Raw genomic sequence first — 22,554 nt, 5'->3', positions numbered from 1 at the left:
GATGGCCGCAGCGCCCAAGCAGGCGACGATCACGCAGGTCGCCGCGCACGCGGGGGTCTCGCTCGCGACCGTGTCGCGCGTGATGAACGGCAACACGTCGGTCGATCCGGCCCTGGCGGAGCGGGTGAAGAGCTCCGCGGCGACCCTCGGCTACTCGGCGAACCCGCTCGCCCGCAGCCTCGTGCTCGGCCGCACGCAGACGATCTCGGTGGTCGTTCCCGATCTGGCGAACCCGACGTTCCAGGGGATGCTGCGCGGTCTCAGCCGCGCCGCGGTCGCCGACGGGTATCACGTCCTCATCTCGGATTCCGACGAGCACGAGGACGAGGAGCGCGTGCTGGCGCTGGAATCGCGCCGGCGGTCGGACGGACTCATCCTCTGCGCGCCCCGCATGAGCGACGCCGCGCTCGCCGACGTCCTCGGCGAGGTCGCGCCGGTCGTGCTCGTGAACCGCGCGGGCGCGGCCCCCTCGGTGGCCGCCGACTACCGCACGCCGCTGCGGGCGATCATCGACCACCTGTACGGACTCGGGCACCGGCGCATCGCGTACCTGGCGGGATCGCGGCACAGCGCATCGAACGCGCAGCGCCTGGCGGCCCTCGACGACGCCCGCACCCAGCTCGCCGCGTGCGAGATCGTCGAGATCCCCGCCGGCGTCGACTTCGCGGCCGGCGCCGCCTCGCTCTCGGCCGTTCTCGACTCCGGCGCGACGGCCGTCCTCGCGTTCAACGACCTCACCGCGATGGGTCTCCTGAGCGCGGCGACCGACCGCGGCGTCTCGGTTCCGGGGCAGCTGTCGATCGCCGGATTCGACGACATTCCCTTCGCCCGGTACACCTCGCCCGCCCTGACGACGGCCGCCGTTCCGACGTCCCAGCTCGGCGCACACGCCTGGGCGGCTCTCCGCAGCCTCCTGCAGGGGCGCGAGCCCGCCGCGGAACTCACCGTCGTGCCCGAGGTCATCCTCCGCGGCAGCACCGCACCGCCCGCACGCTGACGCGGCCGCGCACCGCATTCCGAACCGTTCTGGTCGGATCGACGTCGTTCCGTGCTAGCCTGAGAAAACGTTTCCTGGACTCAGGTCCCGCGAGTCCGGCACAAAGGAGAGCCATGACACGCACGCGCTACGCCCTCGTGGGGGCCGGCCATCGCGCCCAGATGTACGTCGACGCCATCACCGACACTTACGCAGATCGCGCCGAACTCGTCGCGATCTGCGAGCCGAACCCGGTGCGGGCCGCGGTGTACCGCGATCAGCTCGTCGAGCGAGGGTGCGCCGAGCCGACGCTCTGGCAGCCGGACGACCTCGAGCGGATGATCGCCGACGCGCGCATCGAGCGCGTCATCATCACCGCACGCGACGACCTGCACGCACCGCTCATCGTCCGGGCCCTCGACGCCGGCGCCGACGTCGTCGTCGAGAAGCCGCTCACGATCGACGCAGCGAGCGCCGCCGCCATCGAGGATGCCGTGGAGCGCACCGGTCGCGACGTCGTGCTGACGTTCAACTACCGGTACTCGCCCCGGAACTCCGCCCTGCGGCAGGTCATCCAGGACGGCCGCATCGGCCGCGTGACGTCGATCGACTTCTCCTGGATGCTCGACACCAAGCACGGAGCCGACTACTTCCGCCGCTGGCACCGCGAGAAGGAGCACTCCGGCGGGCTCCTGGTCCACAAGTCGAGCCACCACTTCGACCTCGTGAACTGGTGGATCCGCGACGTCCCGGCGCGCGTCTTCGCCTCCGGCGGCCTGCGGTTCTACGGCGCCGCCAACGCGCAGGAGCGCGCGCTCGGCGCCCGCCCGCAGCGCGGCACGCACGACGGCGAGCACGACCCGTTCGAGCTCGATCTGCGCGACGACGAGCGCCTGCGCGCCCTGTACCTCGACGCCGAGAGCCACGACGGCTACCTCCGCGACCGCGACGTCTTCGGCGAGGGCATCACGATCGAGGACAACCTCGCCCTCGTCGTCGACTACGCCGGCGGCGCCACCCTGTCGTACTCGCTCAACGCCCACGCCCCGTGGGAGGGCTACCGGGTCGCCGTCAACGGCACCGAGGGCCGCGCCGAGCTCGAGGTCGTCGAACGCGGTGCGGTGCTCGCCGACGAGGGACTCCACCCCGTGCTCGACCCCTCCGCCGTCGATGCCGGCGCCGAGGCGTCCCTCCGCCCCCAGGGCGAGCGGCTGCTCGTGCAGCGGCACTGGGAGGACGCCGAGGAGATCGAGATCGTCAACGGCTCCGGCGGCCACGGCGGCGGCGACGCCCTGCTGCTCGCGGACGTCTTCGTCGGCCCGAGCGAGGACCCCCTCGCCCGCCCCGCCGGGTGGCGCGACGGCGTGCAGTCGATCGCGGTCGGCATCGCCGGCAATCGATCGCTCGAGACCGGGCTCCCGGTGCGCACCGACGAGCTCGGCGTGCGGCTGCTCGCCGAGGGATCCCGATGAGCCGCATCGTCGTCACCGGCGGAGCCGGGCGGCTCGGCCGGAGCCTCGTCGCCGGTCTCGTCGACGCCGGGCACCGGGTCGTCTCGTTCGACCGCGAGACCTCGAGCGCCGCAGAGCTCGCCGGGGCCGACCAGGTCGCGATCGACCTCCTGGACGCGCCCGCCACCGAGCAGGCGCTGCGCGCCCAGCGCGCCGACGCCGTCATCCACCTCGCGGCGATCGCGGTGCCCTTCAGCGCGCCCGAAGACGTCATCATCCGCACCAACACGGCCCTCGCCCTGTCGGTGCTGGGGGGCGCGGCGGCGTCCGGCATCCGGAGCATCGTCGCGGCTTCGAGCCCGACCGTGCTCGGCTACAACGCCCCGGGCGGCTGGCTGCCCGACCGCCTGCCGCTCGACGAGGACACCCCGCCGCGGCCGTGGAACGCCTACGCCCTGTCGAAGCTCGTGATCGAGCAGACGATCGGGATGCTGCAGCGCCAGACCGGCGACGACGTGCGGCTCGCCGCCTTCCGCCCCTGCTACGTGATCGCCCCCGAGGAATGGCGGGGCGCTCCGACGCAGCAGGGCCACACCGTCCGCGAGCGTCTCGACGATCCGGCCCTCTCGGCGCCTGCGCTGTTCAACTACGTCGATGCGCGCGACGTCGCGCACTTCGTCGACGCGCTGCTGGCCGACATCGGCGGCATCCCGAACGCCGAGACGTTCTTCGTCGGTGCGGACGACGCGCTCGCGCGCCGCCCGCTGGCCGACCTGCTGCCGCAGTTCGTGCCCGGCTCCGACGAGCTCGCGGCGGGCCTCACCGGCACGCTGCCGGCCTTCTCGAACGCCAAGGCCCGGCGCCTGCTCGACTGGGCGCCCCGCCACTCGTGGCGGACCGAGCTCGTCGACGACGACGACGCGCCCATCGCCCTCTCCCCTTCCCGCAGAACCGAAGCCCGAAAGGACGTGCCGGTATGAACTTCGACGGCATCCTCTTCTTCCCCGTGACCCCCTTCGACCGCGCCGGCGCCATCGACCACGACCTGCTCGCCGAGCACGTCGGCGCCGGTGTCGTCGCCGGGGCAGGCGGCGTCTTCCCCGCGTGCGGCACCGGGGAGTTCCACGCCCTCTCCGCCGCCGAGGCGGGCGCGGTCGTCCGTACCGCGGCGCAGCAGGTGAACGGGGCGGTGCCGGTCGTGGCCGGGACGGGCGGCCCCCTCGGGCACGCGCTCGAGGTCGCACGCGGCGCCGCCGACGCGGGCGCCGACGCGCTGCTCGTGCTGCCGCCCTACCTGGTCGGCGGCACGCAGGCGGGTCTCGTCGCCTACGTCGAGGCGGTCGCCGCGGCATCCGATCTGCCGGTCGTCGTCTATCACCGCGCCAACGCGCAGTTCACCCCCGCCTCGATGCGACGTCTCGCCGAGAACCCGAAGGTCGTCGGCTTCAAGGACGGTGCCGGCGACATCGGCGCGGCGCAGCTCATCGTCCGCGCGGTCGCCGACGCAGGACGCGCGGACTTCGCCTTCTTCAACGGCCTCCTCACCGCGGAGCTCACGCAGGCCGCGTACCGGGGCATCGGCATCCCGCTCTACTCCTCGGCGGCGTTCGCCATGATCCCCGAGGTCGCGAACGCGTACTACCGCGCGTACGTGGGGGGCGACGAGGAGCGGCGTCTCGAGATCCTCGACGCGTTCTACACGCCGCTCGTGGCGCTCCGCGACGAGACGCCCGGCTTCGGCGTCTCGCTCATCAAGGCGGGCCTGCGCCTGAGCGGATCGGCCGTCGGCGGCGTCCGCGCGCCACTCGTCGACCCCACCGCCGATCAGGAGCGTCGCCTCGCCGAGATCCTCGACGCAGGGCGCGCGCTGCTGTGAGCCTCGCCGCCGCGCCCGTCGCCGCGCTCACCACCGCGACGATCGCCTCGATCGAGGCGCGTCTGCTGCGCGTGCCGCTCACGCGGCCGTGGGCGGCGGACGTCACCTCGGTCGGCGTCATCGCGACGCATCTCGTGCGCTCGGACGGCGCCGAGGGCTGGGGTTTCGCCTGGACCCCGCAGATCGGCGCGGAGGCGGTGCGGGCGCTCCTCGAGCACGACGTCGTTCCGGCCGCCGTCGGCCGCTCGGCCGAGCCGGGCGACGCGTGGCAGGGGCTCTGGGAGCACATCCACGAGGCCGGTGGCGGCGGGGTCACCACGATCGCCCTCGCCGGTGTCGATCTCGCGATCTGGGATGCCGCAGCCCGCGCCGCGGGCGGTTCGGTGTCGGACCTCATCGGCCGCCGCCGCGCGAGCGCCCCCGTCTACGGCAGCGGCGTCAACCTCCACTACACGCTCGACGAGCTCGTCGCGCAGGTGCGCCGCTGGGTGGCCGCCGGGCTCCCCGCCGTGAAGGTCAAGGTCGGCAAGCCCGACGTCGCGGAGGACCTCGACCGGCTGCGCGCCGTCCGCGAGGTGCTCGGCTCCGACCGCGGCCTCATGATCGATGCCAACCAGCGGTGGGGTCTCGAGCGCGCCACCCGGTCGCTCGAGGTGCTCGCCGAGGTCTCGCCCGCCTGGATCGAGGAGCCGCTGCGCGCCGACGACCTCGCCGGTCACACCGAGCTCGGCGCGCGCCTGCGCGCGAGCTCGGGCATCCCCATCGCGGTGGGCGAGAACCTGCACAACCGCCACCGTTTCGCCGACTTCCTCCGCGCGGGCGCGGCCCAGATCGTGCAGCCGAACATCGTGCGCGTGGGCGGCATCACGCCGTTCCGGCAGATCGCCGAGATCGCGCGCGAGGCGGGGGCGGCGCTGCATCCGCACCTGCTTCCCGAGCTCTCGGGACAGCTCGCCCTCACGCTGCCCGGCGACATCGCCGAGCCGTGGGTCGAGGACGTCGAGGACGCCGGCTTCGGCGAGCTCGGCGCGCTCGACGGCCCCGCCCCGGTCGCGATCGCCGACGGCCGGCTCCGCGAGGAGCCCCACCTCGGCCTCGGCCTCCGCTTCGGCTGACCCGCCCGCTGGCACGACCTGCCCGCTGGAACGACCTGCCCGCTCCTTCTCGACCCGCCCGCCCCTCCCCCGACGAAAGTGATCGCGATGACCACCACGCTCCCCGAACTCGACGAGATCGCCGCCGCGGCCACCGCCGCCGCCCCGCTCTGGCGCACCTCGCCGGCCGCGACCCGCGCCGCCTGGATCCGCGCCGTCGCCGACGCGCTCGACGCCGCGACCGACGAGCTGGTCGAGATCGCCGACCGCGAGACGCATCTCGGCACCACCCGGCTGCGCGGCGAGGTCGGGCGGACGACGGGACAGCTGCGGCTGTTCGCCGACGTCGTACTCGAGGGCTCCTACCTCGAGGCGACGGTCGACGACGCCGACCCGTCCGCCACGCCCCCGCGGCCCGAGCTGCGCCGCGTGCTGGTGGGCGTCGGCCCGGTCGCGGTGTTCTCGGCCTCGAACTTCCCGTTCGCCTTCTCGGTGTGCGGCGGCGACACCGCCTCGGCATGGGCTGCCGGCAACCCCGTCGTCGTCAAGGCGCATTCGGGTCACCCCGAGCTCTCGCGCCGCACCGCCGAGATCGCCCGCGCAGCACTCGCTGCGGCCGGCGCGCCCGAGGGCTCCCTCGCGCTCATCGAGGGTCGCGAGGCCGGCAACGCCCTCGTGCAGCATCCCGCCATCCGCGCCGCGGGCTTCACCGGCTCGCTCTCGGGCGGGCGGGCTCTGTTCGACCTCGCCGCGGGCCGGCCCGACCCGATCCCGTTCTACGGCGAGCTCGGCAGCGTCAACCCGGTCGTCGTGACCCCGGGTGCCGCCGCCGCGCGCGGCGACGCGCTCGCGCAGGGCCTCGTCGGCTCCTTCACCCTCGGCGTCGGTCAGTTCTGCACGAAGCCGGGCGTCGTGTTCGTCCCGCGGGGCGCCGATGCGTTCGTCGATGCCGTCGCGACGGCCGTGCCGGGCGTCTCGGGCGGGCCGCTGCTGACCGAGCGCATCACCGACGCCTTCCCGTCGGGCATCGACGCCCTCGCGGACGATCCCGCCGTCGCCGTCGTCGCTCGCGGCGCCGAATCCGCCGGCGGCGCCCAGCCGATCGTGCTGCGCACCGACGCCGCGGCGGTGGCGGAGCGTCCCGAGACCCTACTCGAGGAGTGCTTCGGCCCGGTGACGCTGCTCGTCGCCTACGACGGCGCCGACGACCTCCACGCGGCTCTGCGCGCCGTGCCCGGCAGCCTCACCGCGACCCTGCACGCGGAAGAGGCCGACGACGTCGACGACACGCTAGCCCTGCTCCAGGAGCGGGCCGGACGGGTGCTCTTCGCCGGCTGGCCGACGGGCGTCGCCGTGACCTGGTCGCAGCAGCACGGCGGACCGTGGCCGGCCACGACGTCGCTGCACACCTCGGTCGGCGCGTCGGCGATCCGCCGCTTCCTGCGGCCCGTCACGTTCCAGGATGCGCCCGCGCGCCTGCTCCCGGCCGAGCTGCGCGACGAGAACCTCGCGGCGATCCCGCACCGGCGCAACGGCCGTCTCGTCGTCTCCGCCGATGCCCGTGCCTCCTAAGTTGGGAGCATGACCTTCGACGCCGCCTTCGACTGGGCCCGCCGACACGTCGCCGCGGGGCGCCTGCCCTCGGCCGTGCTCGGTGTGGTCTCGGCCGACGGCATCCTCGCCCTCGACGCGTTCTCGGCCCGCACCGACGACCGCTACCCGCTCTTCTCGATCACGAAGCCCCTCGCCGGCCTCACCGCCGCGCGCGCTGTCGAGCGCGGCCTGCTCACCCCGCAGACCCCGCTCGCCGAGGCGGTTCCGGGCTTCGGCGGCAACCGCGACGACGTCGTGCGACTGCGCCATCTCGTCAGCCACACGAGCGGCATCGCCGAGCCCCAGCTCGACACCCGCGACGACCTGCGCGCCGAGCTCGTCGCCCGCGGCCGAGACTTCGCCGCGGGCGCCGCGACGCGATACTCGACGCTCGCCTTCACGGGGATCGCGGCGATGATCGAGCACGCGACGGGCCGGTCGTGGGAGGACGAGCTGTTCGACTGGGCGACCCCGGTCGGAGCCACCGGGCTCGGGTTCGATGTCGAGACGGCGACGCCCGTCGTCGACGCCGGCGCCGTCGGTTTCGACGTCGCGGGCTTCGCGGCTCAGCGCAACCCGGGCGCGGGCCTCGCCGGCCGCGCCCTCGACCTGCTGAACATCGGCGGATCGCTCCTGCGCACCACCGCGGGAGCGACCGACGGCATCGTGGCTCCCGCGACGCTCGCCATGATGCGTCGGCCGCTGACCTCCGGCATCCCGGCGCTCGACCCCTATCCCGACGAGCGAGGGTCGGACTGGGGCTTCACCTGGAACCTCCGCCACGCCGCACCCGGCCTCATCGACACCGACGTGTTCGGCCACGGCGGCTGGGCCGGCACCGAGTTCTGGATCCACCCCGGGGCGGGGCTGGCGTGGGTCCTGCTGACCAATCGCGCCGAGCGCCCCGGCGTCGACATCGACGCACTCGACAACGCCGTGGTGTCCGGCCGCTGATCGCGCGTCCGCGGGTACGGCAGGATGGAACCATGTCCTGGCTTGTCACCGGCGGTGCCGGCTACATCGGTGCCCACGTCGTCCGCGCGCTCTCCGAGGCGGGACTCCAGCCCGTCGTCGTCGACGACCTCTCGAGCGGACACGCGTCGTTCGTTCCCGCCGGGGTGCCGTTCGCGCAGGGCTCGATCCTCGACCGCGACCTGCTGGTCGCCACGATGCGCGAGCACGGCGTCGAGGGCGTCATCCACGTCGCCGGCTACAAGTACGCCGGAGTCTCGGTGACCCGCCCCCTCCACACCTACGAGCAGAATGTCGAGGGCACGCGCGTCGTGCTGCAGGCGATGGCGGATGCCGGTGCCGACAAGCTCGTGTTCTCCTCGAGCGCCGCCGTCTACGGCACCCCCGACGTCCCCCTCGTGACCGAGGACCTCCCCAAGCGCCCGGCCTCGCCCTACGGCGAGTCGAAGCTCATCGGCGAGTGGCTCATCCGCGACCAGGCCGTCGCGACGGCCGACGGCGCCCAGCCGCTCCGCCACACCTCGCTGCGCTACTTCAACGTCGTCGGATCGGGCGACCCGAGCGTCTACGACACCAGCCCGCACAACCTGTTCCCCATCGTCTTCGAGAAGCTCATCGCGGGTGAGACGCCGCAGATCAACGGCGACGACTACGACACCGAGGACGGCACAAACGTCCGCGACTACGTCCACGTCGCCGACATCGCGGCCGCGCACGTGGTCGCCGCGCAGCGCCTGGCCGCGGGCGAGGGCGTCGAGCCCGCCTACAACCTCGGTTCGCAGAACGGCCTCTCGGTCCGCGAGATCATGGACGCGATGGCCCGCGTCACCGGCATCGACTTCACGCCGCGGATCGGCGCCCGCCGCCCCGGCGACCCCGACCGGATCGTCGCCACCGGCGAGCTCGCCGCGCGCGACCTCGACTGGCGCAACCGCTACACGGTGGACGACATGGTGCGCACGGGCTGGGAGGCTCGGCGCGCAGCATCCTGACCCGCCCGCCCGCCCGCGTCGCCCCGTGCCTCGCTGCACCGGCCGCCGTGCCGCGATGCAAGACATCGCGAACGACGCGCCGAGGAGGATGCCGGCCGCCCGGCGTGTCCGCCCGGATCCCTTGCATCGCGGCACAGGCAGCCGCGGAAGGCACGGCGCCGCGGCATCCTGACCCACCCGCCTGCACCTCGCCGGCCGCCGTGCCGCGATGCAAGACATCGCGAACGACGCGCCGGGGAGGATGCCGGCCGGCCGGCGTGTCCGCCCCGATCCCTTGCATCGCGGCACAGGCAGCCGCGGAAGGCAGCGGCACGCCCGGCAGCGGCACGCCCGGCAGACACGCCCGGCAGCAGGGGTCGGCTGCCACGGTCGCGAACCCGGTCCGCAGCGCGGCGCGGGCGGTCAGGACGAGGTACGTCGGCCTGTCAGCACGTCGGCGAGCCCGCGGACGTCGAGCTGACCAGACGCGATGCGCCCCACCGCCGCGCCGATCGCCATGAGGACGGCGACGAGGACGAAGCCCCAGAAGCCGAACAGCAGAGCGGCGACGGCGAGGATCGCGCCGATCAGCGCGCCGGTGACGGCGGCATTCATGCGACGCGCGACTCCGACTCGTGATCGTCGTCGCTGCCGGCGATGTGGACGTCGTTGACCTCGACGTTGACCTCGACGACCTCGAGGCCCACCAAGCGGCTGATCGCACCGGCGACGGCGGCGCGCACGTTGTCGGCGACCTCCTGGATCGGGGCCGGGTACTCCACGACGATCGTCAGGTCGGCGGCGGCCTGCGTCTCGCCCACCTCGACCTTGACGCCCTGCGAGAGGTCGGTGGCGTTGATGGCGTCGCGGATCGCGCCGAAGGCACGGGCTCCGCCGCCACCGAGGGCGTACACCCCGGCGACCTCGCGGGCTGCGATGCCGGCGACCTTCGCGACGACGCCGTCGGCGATCGTCGTCTTCCCGGCCGCGCCGGTGTCGGCGGGGATGCGTGCCGACGAGAACGAACGATCGACGCGCGACGCGGGCGTCTTCGGCGCGGCGGCCGGCTTCGCGGTCTCGGCGACCGGAGCGGAAGCGGGAGTCGTGTTCTTCTGGTCCTCAGCCATGACGTGTCCTTTATCTGTCTGCGTGGTCCGATGCAAGCACTCGGTGCCGCCATCGGTGAGCGTTACGTTCGCTCTGCAGATGAGAGGGCGACTCCGACGGAATCGTCACGAAAAAGTTCCGACGACTTTCCGGGGGCTCGATGGACACCGACGAGGAAGCGGCGGCGACCGACCTCGCCGCCGCACCGGACGGCATCCTGGTCGCGCGCGCCGTCGGCGGCGACGTCGACGCGTTCGACCACGTGCTGCATCGTCACACCGCCATCGTCCGGGCCTACGTCTACCGCATCGTCGGCACGCTGTCGGAGACCGACGACGTGGTCCAGGAGGCGTTCCTCACCGCGTGGCGACAGCTCCCGACGCTGCGGGATCCCGCCGCGGTCAAAGCCTGGCTCATGAAGATCGCCAGCCGCGAGGCGTACGCCCACCTGCGCCGGCGCCCGTCGCATGACACACTGGACGGGTTCGACAGAGCCGCGGAGTCCGGCCTCCTGCCGGAGGCGGCCGCGATACGCAACGCACAGCTGCACGCACTTTCCGAAGCCCTGGACGCCCTTCCCGAGCCGCAGCGCCGCTGCTGGCTGCTCCGCGAGGTGGGGTCGCTCAGCTATACCGAGATCGCAGAAGAGATGAATCTTCCCGTCAGCACCGTCCGAGGAAACCTTTCCCGAGCCCGCGCGAGCATCACGATCCAGATGGCGGGGTGGCGATGATGGATGCCGAGCAGATGACGCTCGACTGCGGCAAGACCATCGACGAGATCAGCGACTATCTCGAGAGCGGCCGCAGTCCCTACGATCCCGAGATCGAGACCTGTCCCGAGTGCCTGAACGCCCTCGACGCCCTCTCCCGCGCCGGACGGCTGTCGCGCGAGCTGATCGCGGCGGATGCCGCGGAGCTCCCGGAGCCGTCCGAGAGCTGGTTCCACGGGGTCATGACCGCGGTGCGTGCGGAGCTGCGCGCAGGCCGGTCGATCCCCCTGTCGCATCCCGATCCGCGGGTGACGATGACCGTCACCGAAGGCGCGGTCCAGGCGCTCATCCGCGCGAGCGGCGACGCCATCGAGGGCGTTTTCATCGGGCACTCGAAGATCGTCGGAGACGTCGAGGCGCCGGGCGCCCCGATATCCATCGACATCACCGCCTCGGTCGCCTGGGGGGAGTCCCTGCCGGGAGCTGCCGGCGCGGTGCGCGGCGCCGTGAGCGACGCGCTCGCGCGGCACACCGAGCTGAACGTCATCGCGATCGACGTCACCATCGAGGACCTCCACCGCCCCTATCCGCCCGCCCCTCTCACGAGCGAGGACCTCTCATGATCGAGCCCCTCTCCGCCGCCGCCCCGGTTCCGCGTCCGCTCGCCGAGGTGCCCGGTGTCGCCGACGTCTACGATCCCCGCCCGCCTCTCTCGCGTGCGCTGGGCGCCGCGACCTCGGCGCTGCGCCTCGACTCCGCGCCCCCGATCGACGGGATCCTCATCGCCTCCGACGGCGCCGGCTCGACGGCATCCGCCGCGGTGAGCATCAGCTCGTCGTCGCGCACCCCCGATGTCGCCCGCGCCGTCGCCGACGAGGTGCTGCTGCAGCATCCGACGGTCGACCGGGTCAGCGTGCAGGTGCGCCGCATCGCCTGACCTCGGCGCCGCCTCTGCCCTGCCGTCGGCGGGCCATGTCCCCGTTTCCGCACGGCGTGTCCCGTTTTCTGCTGCCCGAACGCGCTGAGCGCGACAGGAAGTGGGACATGCAGGGGCGCAACAGGCCGGGCCGCGTCGCCGACTGAGTCGCGCTGGGCTAGCGTCGGGGCGTGAGCATCGAATTCGTGCGACCCGACTCCGCCAGCGCCCCGGGACCGGTCGTCGCGACCGGGGCGGGACCGGTCCGCGGCGGCCATCGCCCGGACGGCACGGTCGCGTTCCTCGGCATCCCGTACGCGAAGCCGCCCGTCGGCGAGCTGCGCTTCGCCGCGCCCGAGCCGGTGACGCCGTGGGACGGCATTCGGGACGCGCTCTCGTACGGCGCGACACCGCAGCGCGGCGACCTCGGCGAGACCCTCATCCCCGAGCCGTCGATCCCGGGCGACGACACCCTGAGTATCAACGTCTTCGCACCCGGCGTCCCGTCGTCGACGGACTCGGATGCGGCGGGCCGCCCCGTCCTGGTCTACATCCACGGCGGCGGATTCGTGCAGGGCTCGCCCGCGAGTCCCTGGTACGACGGCGCCGCGTTCGCGCGGGCCGGCATCGTCGTGGTGACGGTGTCGTACCGTCTGGGCTTCGACGGCTTCGGGCTCATGCCCGGGGCGCCGACCAACCGCGCCGTCCGGGACTGGATCGCAGCGCTCGAGTGGGTGCGGGAGAACATCTCGGCGTTCGGCGGCGACCCGGGCGACGTCACCGTCGCCGGACAGTCGGCCGGCGGCGGCGCGGTGCTCACGCTGCTCGGGATGCCGGCGGCGCAGCACCTCTTCTCGCGCGGACTCGCGATCTCGGCCGCGCTGACGAACGTGCCGCCCGCCCGAGCGGCGTCGCTCACGACACGGCTGGCCGAGCTCGTCGGCGTCGCCCCGACCCGGGAGGGATTCGCGCGCGTCGACGAGCTGACCCTCCTCCACGCGCAGCGCGAGCTCGAGAAGCAGCGGCGGGGAAGCGTGCTGTCATCGGTGCGCCGCCGCCTCGCCGACGGCCTGTCGTGGGGCCCGGTGATCGACGGCGACCTCGTCCCGCAGCCGACGCTCGACGCATTGGCCGACGGCGTCGGCGGCGACAAGCCGCTCGTGCTCGGCACCACCGACGACGAGTTCACGATGATCACCGACGGTCTCACCGACCGTCTCCGCCGCGTGCCCGCCGCTCTCGCACTCGCGCTGCTCGGTGTGCACCACGCGGCGCGAGTGCGCTACGTGCGCGCGAACGCGCCGAAGCGGCGGCTGGGCACCGCTGCATTCATCGGACGCTACGCCACCGACCGGGTGTTCCGGGTCACGGTGCCCGAGGTCGGGCGGGCCCGGGCGCGGGCCACGGCGTCGACGTGGGCCTACCGCTTCGCGTGGGCCTCCCCCACCCTGCGGTGGTCGCTGCACTGCCTCGACGTCCCGTACTGGTGGAACCGCCTCGACGCACCCGGCGTCGCGCGGCTCGCCGGCGACGCGCCGCCGCAGGCACTGGCGGACGCGATGCACGGCGCAGCGGTCGCGTTCGTCCGCACCGGCGATCCGGGATGGACGTCGTGGTCGGCGCAGCCCGGCTCGACGCGCGTGTTCGGCGCCGCGGCATCCGGCGACGACACGGGCGGAACGGACGTCGACGGCGCAACAGCCGACGTCGATGCCGACGGCTACGCGTCGGTCGCCGCTCTCGTCCGGCGCTGAGCCCGCCCGCACGGCCCCCGCCTCCCGCGCGTCCCACTTTTCGCGGCGGATGTCTCCGCTTCTGTCGCCCTGCGGCCTGCAGAACAACAGAAACCGGGACAGACAACACACTGCCCCGGGGGAACGTCAGGGAACGCGCTTGAGCCAGGCGTCGGTGCCGAACTTCGTCGCGACGAGCTCCTCGGCCTCGGCGTACTCCTCGGGCGAGATGGTGCCGGTGACGGCGCCGTAGCGCTTCGAGAACACCTCGATGAACCGCTCGATGATGGCGTCGCGCGCGAGACCCGTCTGGCTGCGCAGCGGGTCGACGCGCTTCGCGGCCGAGACGGTGCCCTTGTCGCTGAGCTTCTCGCGGCCGATGCGCAGCACCTCGGTGAGCACCTGGCCGTCCATGTCGTAGCTGAGGGTCGCGTGATGGAGCACGCCGCCGTTGGCGAGCCGCTTCTGCGCCGCGCCGCCGATCTTGCCCGAGGGCGAGGCGATGTCGTTCAGCGGCTGATAGGTCGCCTCGATCCCCAGCGAGCGCAGCGCCTCGAGCACCCAGTCGTCGAGGAAGGCGTAGGAGTCCGCGAAGGTGAGGCCCGCGACGAGGGATGCCGGGACGTACAGCGAATAGGTCACGATCGAGTTCGCGGCCATCATCATCGCGCCGCCGCCCGAGATCCGCCGCACGACGTCGAAGCCGTGCTTCGCCGCCCCGTCGGGGTCGACCTCGTTGCGGTACGACTGGAAAGAGCCGATCACGACGGCCGACTCGTTCCATTCCCAGATGCGGAGCGTCGGGTTGCGGCGGCCGTCGCCCACCCGCGTGGTGAGCACCTCGTCGAGGGCGAGGTTCATCGCGGGCGAGACGGCCTCGTCGTGGACGACCTCCCAGTCGAACTCGCGCCAGCCGGGCGCCGTGATCATCGCGCGGCGGACGGCGGTGCCGACCGCCTCGGGCGTGAATCCGAGAAGCTGCGCTCCCGCGGGGAGCGCCGAGCGGACGGCCGCCGCGATCGTCGCGACGTCCGACTCCTCGGGCAGGCCGTTCACGGCCGCGTCGATGTCGGCCAGCGCGTCGTCGGGCTCGAGGAAGAAGTCGCCCGCGAGGTGGAAGTCGGCGATCCTGCCGTCCCGGACCTCGAGGTCGACGACGACGAGCTTGCCCCCGGGCACCTTGTATTCACCGTGCATGGGTCCAGCCTAGGACCGCCCGGCCCGCCCCGGCCGGGCGAGCGCGCGCCGCCCCGACAGGAGACCCGGCCGAGGCAGGACGATGGATGCCGCATCCACCTGTCTCGGCGCGATCGCCTGTCTCCGCTGCGCCGCCCCGCGACCGCCGCGCCGCCTGGCCGGCGGGTGGGCGGCCGGCGGGGTGAGCGGCCGGCGGGTCAGGCGCGGGGGAAGCGCGCGTCGAGCCAGGCGACGAGGTCGGCGAACACCTCGGCGCGGCCGACCTCGTTGAAGATCTCGTGGCGCATGCCGGGATAGACCTGCACCCGCACGTCGGTGAGACCCGAGCGACTGCGGTAGGCCTCGGCGAGGCGGTGGACGCTCCGCGGCCCGCCGACCGTGTCGTCGCGACCGACCATCAGGAGCACCGGCACGTCGACTCCGAGGTCGCGCCGCGGCCGGCCGAACAGCTTCGCGGCCTCGATCGGGCCGAACAGGCGCAGGAGAGGGGTGGTCGTCGTGAGCGGATCGTCGAGGAAGGCTCGCTGCACGGCGGCATCCGTCGACAGCCATTCGACGCCGTTCGCCCGCGCGTCCTTCCACGGGGCGTTCAGATCACCCGAGTTGAGCGAGCCCGGCCAGCGCAGCGCCGACCCCGACAGCACGACGCCGGCGTAGGCCGACGGCCGCTCGTCGACGAGCATCTGAGCCAGGAACGACCCCCACGAGTGGCCGAGGAGCACGATCGGCGCGCCCGGATGCTCCCTCTCGATGACGCGGGTGAGCTCGGCGCACGCGTCCCGCGCGGCGCGCAGTCCCCCGACGCCGAGGCGACCGAGCCGCTCCGGGCCGCCGTGCTGACGAAGGCCGGTGCGCCCGTGCCCGCGGTGGTCGTCGGCGTAGACCGCGAACCCGGCCGCGGTCAGGATGCCGGCGAGCTCGCGGTATCGGCCGGCGTGCTCGCCGACCCCGTGGAGCAGCTGCACGATCCCCCGGGGCGTCCCTCCCGCGGCATGGACGTCGTAGACGATCGCGACGCCGTGCGCGTCGATGAACTCGGGCATGCGCGTGAGTCTACGGCGACCCGCCTCTTAGCAAGGCTAATGAGCTAGGCTAAGTATCAGACATGAGCAACGATCCCCCCTCCTCGGATTCTCCCGTCCCCTCCCCGACAGCCGCCGAACTCGCCCCCGGCGCCGGCGATCTCGCGCACGAGGCCACCGACCTGCGCATGGCCACCTTCCGGCTGGCCCGGCGGCTGCGCGCCGAGCGCGCCGTCGACAGCATGAGCGACGGCCAGTTCGCCGTGCTCGCGAACCTCGCCGTCCACGGCCCGCACACCCTCGGCGAGCTCGCCGAGCGCGAGCGCGTCTCGCCGCCGTCGATGAATCGCACGGTCAACCACCTCGAGGTCCTCGGCTACCTCACGCGCACGACCGACGACGGCGACCGGCGCAAGGTCAACATCGCCCTCTCGGAGGCAGGACGCACGGTCGTCACCGAGACGACGCGCCGCCGCGACTCGTGGCTCGAGCACGCGCTCGAGGCACTGTCTCGCGAGCAGCGCGGCATCCTGGCGGCCGCGGCCCTCGTCATGCGGGAGGTGGCCGGCCGATGAGCTCGGCGATGTTCCGCTCGTTCTCCGTCTTCAACTACCGCGTCTGGTTCATCGGCGCCCTGGTGTCGAACGTCGGTGCCTGGATGCAGGCGACGGCGCTCAGCTGGGTCGTGCTGACCGGCCTCACCGACAACGACGCCGGCGCGATGGGCGTGACGATGGCGCTGCAGTTCGCCCCGCCGCTGCTGCTCGTCGGCGTCACCGGATGGGTCGCCGACCGGTTCGACCGGCGACGGCTGCTGATGATCACGCAGAGCTCCCTCCTGCTCGTCGGTCTCGTCATCGGCATCCTGCTGCTCGCGGGGGTCATGACGCTCCCGCTGATGTACGCGTTCGCCTTCGGCCTGGGCCTCATCTCGGCCTTCGACAACCCCGCCCGCCAGGCGTTCGTCTCCGACATCGTGGCGCGCGAGATCGCCGCCAACGCCGTCGCGCTGAACGCGGCATCCTTCAACGGTGCGCGCATGATCGGCCCGGCCGTCGCCGGCGTCGTGATCGTCGCCGTGGGCACCGGGTGGGTCTTCTTCATCAACGCGCTGACGTTCCTGGCGATGATCGTGGCGCTCGTGCTCATCCGCCCGGCCGAGCTGATCCCGCGAGCCGCCTCGACCGGCGCCGCGCGCCTCGCCGACGGCTTCCGCTACGTCCGCGGCCGCCCCGACCTCATGGTCGCCTTCGCGATGGTGTTCCTGCTCGGCGCGTTCGGGATGAACTTCCCCATCTTCGCCTCGACGATGGCGATCGAGTTCGGCCGGGATGCCGACGGCTACGGCCTGCTCAGCTCGATCCTCGCGATCGGGTCGCTCGCGGGGGCGCTCATGGCGGCGCGCCGCGACCGCGCCCGCATCCGCGTCGTCATCTTCGGCGCCGGCCTGTTCGCGGTCGCCGCGGCGGTCTCGGCCTTCATGCCGACGTACTGGCTCTACGCCGTGACGCTCATGTTCACCGGCTTCGCGGTCGTGACGACGCTGACGACGGCCAACGGCTACGTGCAGACGACGACCGATCCGGCGCTTCGCGGCCGCGTGCTCGCGCTGTACATGGCGATCCTCATGGGCGGCACCCCCATCGGGGCACCCATCGTGGGTTGGGTCGCCGACGAGTTCGGCCCGCGCGCGGCGATCGGCCTCGGGGCGATCGCCGCCCTCGCGGCGTTCGGCGTCGGGGTGACCTGGATGCTCGTCTCGGGACGCGTCCACCGCTCGAGCTCGCGCCGATTCGCGCTGGCCCTCGACGAGACCCGACCGATCTCGGTGGTGTCCCCCGAGGAGTTCAGCGACGAGGTCGCCGGCACGACGGCGATCCCGCTGCCGGATGCGCCCGAGCCGGGCGAGCGCCCGCGCACCCGCCCCGCGCACTGAGCCGGCACCCGCCCGGCGAGCAGGCGGTACGAACGTCGGACGGGTGGGGCCGGTGACCACTCGATCGAGGTCACCAGCCCCACCCGCCCCAGCCGTCCGACGGACGTATCGCCCGCCCCGAACACAGCCGCAGGTCAGCGGCACGCCCCGCCCACGGGCGGCCGGGGCGGCGGTGCCGATACGAACGTCGGACGGGTGGGGCCGGTGACCACTCGATCGAGGTCACCAGCCCCACCAGCCCCAGCCGTCCGACGAACGTATCGCCCGCCCCGAACACAGCCGCAGGTCAGCGGCAGTGGACCGCCGCGTACGCAGCGGGGTAGGTCGCGTGGTAGCCCACGCCGTCGACCCACGCATACGCCGTGATCGTCGCCGAGCCCGCCGGCACCGAGGCCGAGCCGCTGTCGAGCAGGGCGTACGCGGCCTTGCCCGCAGCCACACCCTTCGAGGCGCTGCTCTGGCCGAGGGCCGAGAGTCGGACATCGACGGCGCGTCCCGCGTCGTTGTAGGCGTAGACCGCGACGTGCGCCTCGCCGTTCACGCACTGCGCCTTGGCGTTGACCGCGAGCCGCAGCGGCTGACCGGCCGCCACCGTCGCCGCGGCCGACGCCGGCGAGGCCGCCGAGGCGCCGTAGCGGTTCTCGGCCACGACGCTCGCCCGGTACCGTCCCGCCGCGAGTCCGGCGAAGCTCGCCCGCCGGGCCTCGGCGCCGACCGTCTGCTCGGCTACGACGGCTCCGTCAGCGCCGGTCAGCGTCACGACGTACCCGGTGACCGGGCCGCCGGCATCCTGCTCCGCCGCCTTCCACGTGACGTTGACGCCCCCGGAGTCGACCCCGATGCCGGGAGCCGCGACCGGAGCCGCCGCGGGACGCAGCGGGACGCCGCCGAAGTCCATGTCGGACGCGAGGTAGAAGCTCGTGTAGCTCGGCTGGTTGTAGGTCGTCTGCTGGCGAGCGACCTCGGCGCGGTACTGCGGGTCGTGCATGAGCGTGTAGAGCTTGTGCTCTGTGAGCTCGGTGGAGATGTAGATCCGCAGCGCCGACGAATCGGCCGTCCGCACGACGAGCTCTTCGCGCCAGTCGCCGAAGACGTCCGCGACGAGGCCCGGGTTGCCCTTCGTGCCGTTGTTGGTGAGCGTGCCGGATGCCGTGAGCACCGTCCCGCGCGTCCAGTCGTCGATCGTCGGGGTCGTCGCACCCGAGCCGTTGACGAGCTGGGTCGTCAGGTCGCCGGCCCAGCGGATCGACTGGTTGGTCCCGGGCGTCGCGCTCGAGAGCACCTCGCCGGTGGCCGAGAGCAGGCCCGACGCATCGGTGCCGCCCGGCATGCTCGACCAGACCTCCATGCCGGGAACATCGGAGCGGACGTCGCCGATCATGCCGCGGCCGGTGTCGCGACCGGAGTAGGCACCGAAGAGCACCTCGCCGGTGGCGGCGTCGCGCAGCGCCGTGCCGTAGGGGGCATACGCGCCGCCCTCGTGGACGGTGAAGATCTCGAGGCCGGGTCGGGTCGGATCGATGTCGGCGACGTGCATCGCGTCGCCGTGGCCGAGCCGGACGTTCTCGCCCGGCTGCGCCGAACCCTCGGGCATCTCGGCGAACGAGCTGTAGAGCAGCGAGCCGTCGTCGTCGATCGTCGCCGAGCCGTAGACGATCTCGTGCTTGCCGTCGCCGTCGACATCGGCCGCCGACAGGCTGTGGAATCCCTGCGTCGTGATGGTGCCGTACACCGGGTCGGTGCCGTCGACGCCGTGCGGACCGTCGTTGAAGGGGTTCGACATGGGGGCGTGCCCGCTGTCGACGAACCACCGCTGCGACAGGTTCTCGCCGTCCCAGTCGTAGGTCGCGATGGTCGAGCGCGTGTAGTAGCCGCGCGCGAAGACGGCCGAGGGCTCCTCGCCGTCGAGGTAGGCGACGCCCGAGAGGAAACGATCGACGCGGTTGCCGGGTTCGATGCGCGACATCGCGTAATCGCCCCAGAGCAGGCCGTCGTCGCCGCGACCGGGCTCGTAGCGCACGGTCTGCAGCTCGGCGCCGCTGCGTCCGTCGAAGACCGTCAGGTACTCCGGGCCGTCGAGGATGAACCCCTCGAAGTTGCGGAGCAGGTTGCGGCTGCTCCGCGCCGGGGCGTAGACGTCGACGAAGTGATCGACGAGCGCACGCGCGTCGGCGTCCGAGAGCGGATAGTCGTAGCGCGCCTCGATGCCGAAGGCCTGCTCGAGGGTCGCCGGCCACTGGCCGGAGACGACCTCCTCGCGCGTCGCCCACCCGCGGAACATCTCGACGAGGTGCTCGTAGTAGTCGTCGGCGCTCAGGCGGTAGTCGTCGTCGTGCGAGTACCCCGCGGCGAGGTCCTCGTCCGGCATCGAGATGTACTGCTCGCTCTCGACGGAGCCGTCCGCGGCGTACGTGATCGACTTCGTTCCCGGCGCGGTCTTGAGGATCGTCTCGGCGCGGCCGTCGCCGTCGAAGTCGTAGGTCAGGAACTGCGTGTAGTGCGCACCGGCGCGGATGTTCGGTCCCAGGTCGAGCCGGTTCAGCAGCGTCCCGTCGAGGTCGTAGGTGTCGATGTAGACGCTGCCGGTGTAGCCGACCTGCGAGACGTCCTTCGCGTTGGACGGGTCCCACTTCACGATGAACTCGTACTGGCCGTCGCCGTCGACATCGCCGACCGATACGTCACCGGCCGAGTAGGTGAACGCCTCGCCCACCGGCGTGACCCCGTCGGCGGGCTTCTGGAGCGGGATGTCGAGGTGGTTCTGCGCGAGCGGCGCCGTCTCGTCGCTCGGCGCCGCCTCGACGCCCGCAGTGACCGCGGCGACGCGGTAGACGGATGCCGTCGAGCCGCCCTCGTCGCGGAAGTTCGTGCTGTCGGTGACGGTCGCGATGCGTTCGCCGTCGCGGTAGACCACGAAGTCGGTGCCGGTCAGGCCGGTCTCGTCTGCGCCGCTCGCCTCACCCCCGAGGAGGCGCCACGAGAGGAAGACCCCCGCGTCGGTCGAGACCGCGACGAGACCGCGGTCGAGGGCCTCGAGCCGGGGGACGGGAGCCTCCGCGCCGGTCTGCTCGGCGCCGACGGCAGCCGGCACGACGGCCAGTCCGCCGAGGGCGAGGGAGCCTGCCGCGACGCTCGCGAGCAGGGTCGATCTGAGTGATTTCGCCATTGAATCGTTCCAATCGGAATGCGCTTTCCTGCGTCGTTCGAGCCTATGCGCCGGCTCAGCGAAACCTCATGAAGCTTTTCTCATCCGACCGGGTAGTCGACGTAGGCGAAGCGCCGCCCATCGGGCGCCCAGCTGTTGACGTTGATGGTCCCCTGACCCCCGAGAAGATCTACGATCGCGTCCTCGCCGCGCCAGCCATCCGCGCCGTCGGCACCGTCGGCACCGCCGAGATCGACGAGGTGCAGGCGGACGGGCAGATCGGCCGGGTGGCCGAGGGTGCCGGCCGGGAACGAGATGAAGACCGCTCGCGCGCCCGTCGGATCCAGGTGCGGGAACCAGCTGACGCGGTCGCCGAAGGTGAGCTGCTCGAGCCCCGAACCGTCCGGCCGCACCCGGGCGATCTGCGCGTGCCCCGGCTGCTGCGAGAAGCGCTCGGTGTTGAGGTAGATCCACGCGCCGTCGGGCGTGTACTCGGACCCGTCGTCCGCTCCGGCGCCGCTCGTCACAGCACGGTCGTCGGACCCGTCGACGCCGATCGTGCGCACCGTTCCGCTCCCCCAGCCCGCCGCCGGGTCGATCGCGACGTAGGCGAGCCGGGCGCCATCGGGACTGACGCCGTGGAGGAAGTGACGGATGCCGGCATCCCCCGTTCCCGGAACGAGCTCGGCCCGCCCGCCCGCCAGCGGCGCGGTGTAGAGCGCGCCGTCATTGCCGGAGAGATGGATCCGCAGCCCGTCGGGATCGAGCACGTGGTCGTTGTTGAGCTCGGGGGCGCCGGTCAGCGGGATGCGCTCGGGAGCGCGCGAGCCGTCGGCGGGCATGGTCCACAGGTCGCCGTCGCCGTTGAGCACGAGATCGCCGGATGCCGTCCAGTTCGGCGCCTCCAGCAGAATCCGCTCGTCGACGTGGACGACCTCCGACCGCCGGCTGACGGTGTCGTAGACGTGCACGCGGCAGCGCTGACCGTCCGCCAGTCGACGCGCCCACCGCTCGCTCATGCCGGGACCGACTCCGGAACCGCGTCGGTTCCGGCCGCGTTCCAGTCGATGTCGACAAAGGTCGAGAAGACGGCGCGCAGCTCCTCGGCCATGTCGAGGATGTCGCGATGCAGGAGCCACTGCACCTGCAGCCCGTCCATGAGGGCGACCATGATCACGGCCCCGCGGCGCGGCGTCATCCCATGGCGGAGGAGCCCCCGGTCGCGCAGATCGCGGAAGGCGCGCTCGATGTTGCGTCGGGTGTACTCGTAGCGCCGCAGGAAGTACGCGTGCGCCGGGTGGTCGGGCGCGGTCGCCTCGGCGGAGAGCGTCGTGAACAGCTCGACGACGCCGGGGATCGACGCGTTGTACTCCGCGAGGCCGACGAGGCCGCGCAGCAGCTCGACGCCGTCCCCGGACTCGATCGGAACCAGAGCGCGGGCCTGCTCGTCTCGGAGCTCGAGCACCGCTTCGAGGAGGGCGCTCTTGTTGCGGAAGTGGTGCAGAAGCCCCGCCTCGCTCATGTCGACGCGCTGCGCGATGTCGCGAAGCGACCCCGCCCGGTAGCCCGATTGGGAGAACACCTCGAGGGCCGCGTCGAGGATCGCCTGCCGCGTCGCCTCGGATTTCGCATAGCTGCCCCGGCGGCCGCGTGCCGGGGCGATCGTCTCGGTCATGTTCCTCGCCGTCGTGGGGGATTCGCCGACCGTCGTTGGCGGGCGCTGAGGCCAGTCTGCATGGCAGCGATCCCAAAACCTAGTAGTTACTAGAAATTTATATTTGAAAACCTAGTCCTCGTTAGATTTTGCTGCTAGCGTCCAGCGCCAGGGCGATCCACCGGGGTATCGCCTCCTG

Annotated in this window: 21 protein-coding genes; 14 read left to right on the top strand and 7 right to left on the bottom strand. The window is 72.7% G+C overall.

All coding sequences use genetic code 11. From position 1 onward, the window contains the following. Position 1: 1 nt before the first annotated feature. The 8 genes from F6B42_RS03870 to galE all read left to right on the top strand — a co-directional run bounded on the left by F6B42_RS03870 (position 2) and on the right by galE (position 8,954). Positions 2-997, top strand: coding sequence for a LacI family DNA-binding transcriptional regulator (locus F6B42_RS03870; RefSeq protein WP_150418251.1), 996 nt, complete (start codon positions 2-4; stop codon positions 995-997). A gap of 113 nt (positions 998-1,110) precedes the next feature. Further along, positions 1,111-2,448 (top strand): Gfo/Idh/MocA family protein, encoded by a 1,338-nt coding sequence (locus F6B42_RS03865; RefSeq protein WP_150418250.1) that lies wholly within the window; start codon positions 1,111-1,113, stop codon positions 2,446-2,448. Then, a complete protein-coding gene (locus F6B42_RS03860) occupies positions 2,445-3,407 on the top strand; it encodes an NAD-dependent epimerase/dehydratase family protein (protein WP_150418249.1) in 963 nt (320 codons plus the stop codon). Before F6B42_RS03865 ends, F6B42_RS03860 begins: the two co-directional genes overlap by 4 nt. After that, positions 3,404-4,303, top strand: coding sequence for a 5-dehydro-4-deoxyglucarate dehydratase (locus tag F6B42_RS03855; protein ID WP_150418248.1), 900 nt, complete (start codon positions 3,404-3,406; stop codon positions 4,301-4,303). Before F6B42_RS03860 ends, F6B42_RS03855 begins: the two co-directional genes overlap by 4 nt. Further along, positions 4,300-5,418, top strand: coding sequence for a mandelate racemase/muconate lactonizing enzyme family protein (locus tag F6B42_RS03850; RefSeq protein WP_223878318.1), 1,119 nt, complete (start codon positions 4,300-4,302; stop codon positions 5,416-5,418). Before F6B42_RS03855 ends, F6B42_RS03850 begins: the two co-directional genes overlap by 4 nt. Positions 5,419-5,505: 87 nt before the next feature. Then, a complete protein-coding gene (locus tag F6B42_RS03845) occupies positions 5,506-6,969 on the top strand; it encodes an aldehyde dehydrogenase (NADP(+)) (RefSeq protein ID WP_150418247.1) in 1,464 nt (487 codons plus the stop codon). Positions 6,970-6,978: 9 nt separating this feature from the next. Then, positions 6,979-7,944: a serine hydrolase domain-containing protein gene (locus F6B42_RS03840; protein ID WP_150418246.1), complete on the top strand. Its 966-nt coding sequence runs from the start codon at positions 6,979-6,981 to the stop codon at positions 7,942-7,944. Between the two features lie 32 nt (positions 7,945-7,976). Further along, positions 7,977-8,954, top strand: a complete 978-nt coding sequence (galE, locus tag F6B42_RS03835; protein WP_150418245.1) for a UDP-glucose 4-epimerase GalE — start codon at positions 7,977-7,979, stop codon at positions 8,952-8,954. Positions 8,955-9,356: 402 nt separating this feature from the next. Here galE and F6B42_RS03830 read toward each other — a convergent pair whose 3' ends face one another. After that, positions 9,357-9,548: a DUF2273 domain-containing protein gene (locus F6B42_RS03830; protein ID WP_150418244.1), complete on the bottom strand. Its 192-nt coding sequence runs from the start codon at positions 9,546-9,548 to the stop codon at positions 9,357-9,359. Continuing rightward, positions 9,545-10,060 carry an Asp23/Gls24 family envelope stress response protein gene (locus tag F6B42_RS03825; protein ID WP_150418243.1) on the bottom strand — a complete coding sequence of 172 codons (516 nt, stop codon included), beginning with the start codon at positions 10,058-10,060 and terminating at the stop codon, positions 9,545-9,547. Before F6B42_RS03825 ends, F6B42_RS03830 begins: the two co-directional genes overlap by 4 nt. Before the next feature lie 140 nt (positions 10,061-10,200). Between F6B42_RS03825 and F6B42_RS03820 the strand changes: the two genes are divergently transcribed. The 4 genes from F6B42_RS03820 (at position 10,201) to F6B42_RS03805 (ending at position 13,422) form a co-directional block, all read left to right on the top strand. Then, on the top strand, positions 10,201-10,773 hold the full coding sequence (locus F6B42_RS03820) for an RNA polymerase sigma factor (protein ID WP_150418242.1): 573 nt from the start codon (positions 10,201-10,203) through the stop codon (positions 10,771-10,773). Continuing rightward, positions 10,770-11,375: an Asp23/Gls24 family envelope stress response protein gene (locus tag F6B42_RS03815; RefSeq protein WP_223878376.1), complete on the top strand. Its 606-nt coding sequence runs from the start codon at positions 10,770-10,772 to the stop codon at positions 11,373-11,375. Before F6B42_RS03820 ends, F6B42_RS03815 begins: the two co-directional genes overlap by 4 nt. Beyond that, positions 11,372-11,689: a hypothetical protein gene (locus F6B42_RS03810; RefSeq protein WP_150418240.1), complete on the top strand. Its 318-nt coding sequence runs from the start codon at positions 11,372-11,374 to the stop codon at positions 11,687-11,689. The genes F6B42_RS03815 and F6B42_RS03810 overlap by 4 nt, the downstream gene beginning before the upstream one ends. A 170-nt stretch (positions 11,690-11,859) precedes the next feature. Continuing rightward, positions 11,860-13,422: a carboxylesterase/lipase family protein gene (locus F6B42_RS03805; RefSeq protein ID WP_223878317.1), complete on the top strand. Its 1,563-nt coding sequence runs from the start codon at positions 11,860-11,862 to the stop codon at positions 13,420-13,422. A 126-nt stretch (positions 13,423-13,548) separates the two neighbouring features. Here F6B42_RS03805 and F6B42_RS03800 read toward each other — a convergent pair whose 3' ends face one another. Both F6B42_RS03800 and F6B42_RS03795 read right to left on the bottom strand, forming a co-directional pair. Continuing rightward, on the bottom strand, positions 13,549-14,598 hold the full coding sequence (locus tag F6B42_RS03800) for a lipoate--protein ligase family protein (RefSeq protein ID WP_150418239.1): 1,050 nt from the start codon (positions 14,596-14,598) through the stop codon (positions 13,549-13,551). 197 nt (positions 14,599-14,795) lie between these two features. Then, positions 14,796-15,641 (bottom strand): alpha/beta hydrolase, encoded by an 846-nt coding sequence (locus F6B42_RS03795; RefSeq protein ID WP_150418238.1) that lies wholly within the window; start codon positions 15,639-15,641, stop codon positions 14,796-14,798. 62 nt (positions 15,642-15,703) lie between these two features. Here F6B42_RS03795 and F6B42_RS03790 point away from each other — a divergent pair, with 62 nt between their 5' ends. Beyond that, on the top strand, positions 15,704-16,195 hold the full coding sequence (locus F6B42_RS03790; protein ID WP_150418237.1) for a MarR family winged helix-turn-helix transcriptional regulator: 492 nt from the start codon (positions 15,704-15,706) through the stop codon (positions 16,193-16,195). Further along, positions 16,192-17,556 (top strand): MFS transporter, encoded by a 1,365-nt coding sequence (locus tag F6B42_RS03785; RefSeq protein WP_150418236.1) that lies wholly within the window; start codon positions 16,192-16,194, stop codon positions 17,554-17,556. The genes F6B42_RS03790 and F6B42_RS03785 overlap by 4 nt, the downstream gene beginning before the upstream one ends. Before the next feature lie 286 nt (positions 17,557-17,842). On the opposite strand, the gene F6B42_RS15105 is transcribed toward F6B42_RS03785, so the two are convergent. The 3 genes from F6B42_RS15105 to F6B42_RS03770 form a co-directional block, all read right to left on the bottom strand. Further along, positions 17,843-20,722 (bottom strand): rhamnogalacturonan lyase family protein, encoded by a 2,880-nt coding sequence (locus F6B42_RS15105; RefSeq protein WP_150418235.1) that lies wholly within the window; start codon positions 20,720-20,722, stop codon positions 17,843-17,845. A gap of 80 nt (positions 20,723-20,802) precedes the next feature. Then, positions 20,803-21,720 (bottom strand): TolB family protein, encoded by a 918-nt coding sequence (locus tag F6B42_RS03775; RefSeq protein ID WP_150418234.1) that lies wholly within the window; start codon positions 21,718-21,720, stop codon positions 20,803-20,805. Beyond that, on the bottom strand, positions 21,717-22,376 hold the full coding sequence (locus F6B42_RS03770) for a TetR/AcrR family transcriptional regulator (RefSeq protein ID WP_150418233.1): 660 nt from the start codon (positions 22,374-22,376) through the stop codon (positions 21,717-21,719). Before F6B42_RS03770 ends, F6B42_RS03775 begins: the two co-directional genes overlap by 4 nt. Positions 22,377-22,554: the final 178 nt, after the last annotated feature.

Source organism: Microbacterium radiodurans (assembly GCF_008710705.1).
Taxonomy (GTDB): domain Bacteria; phylum Actinomycetota; class Actinomycetes; order Actinomycetales; family Microbacteriaceae; genus Microbacterium; species Microbacterium radiodurans.
This window is presented reverse-complemented; position numbering and strand designations above follow the sequence as displayed.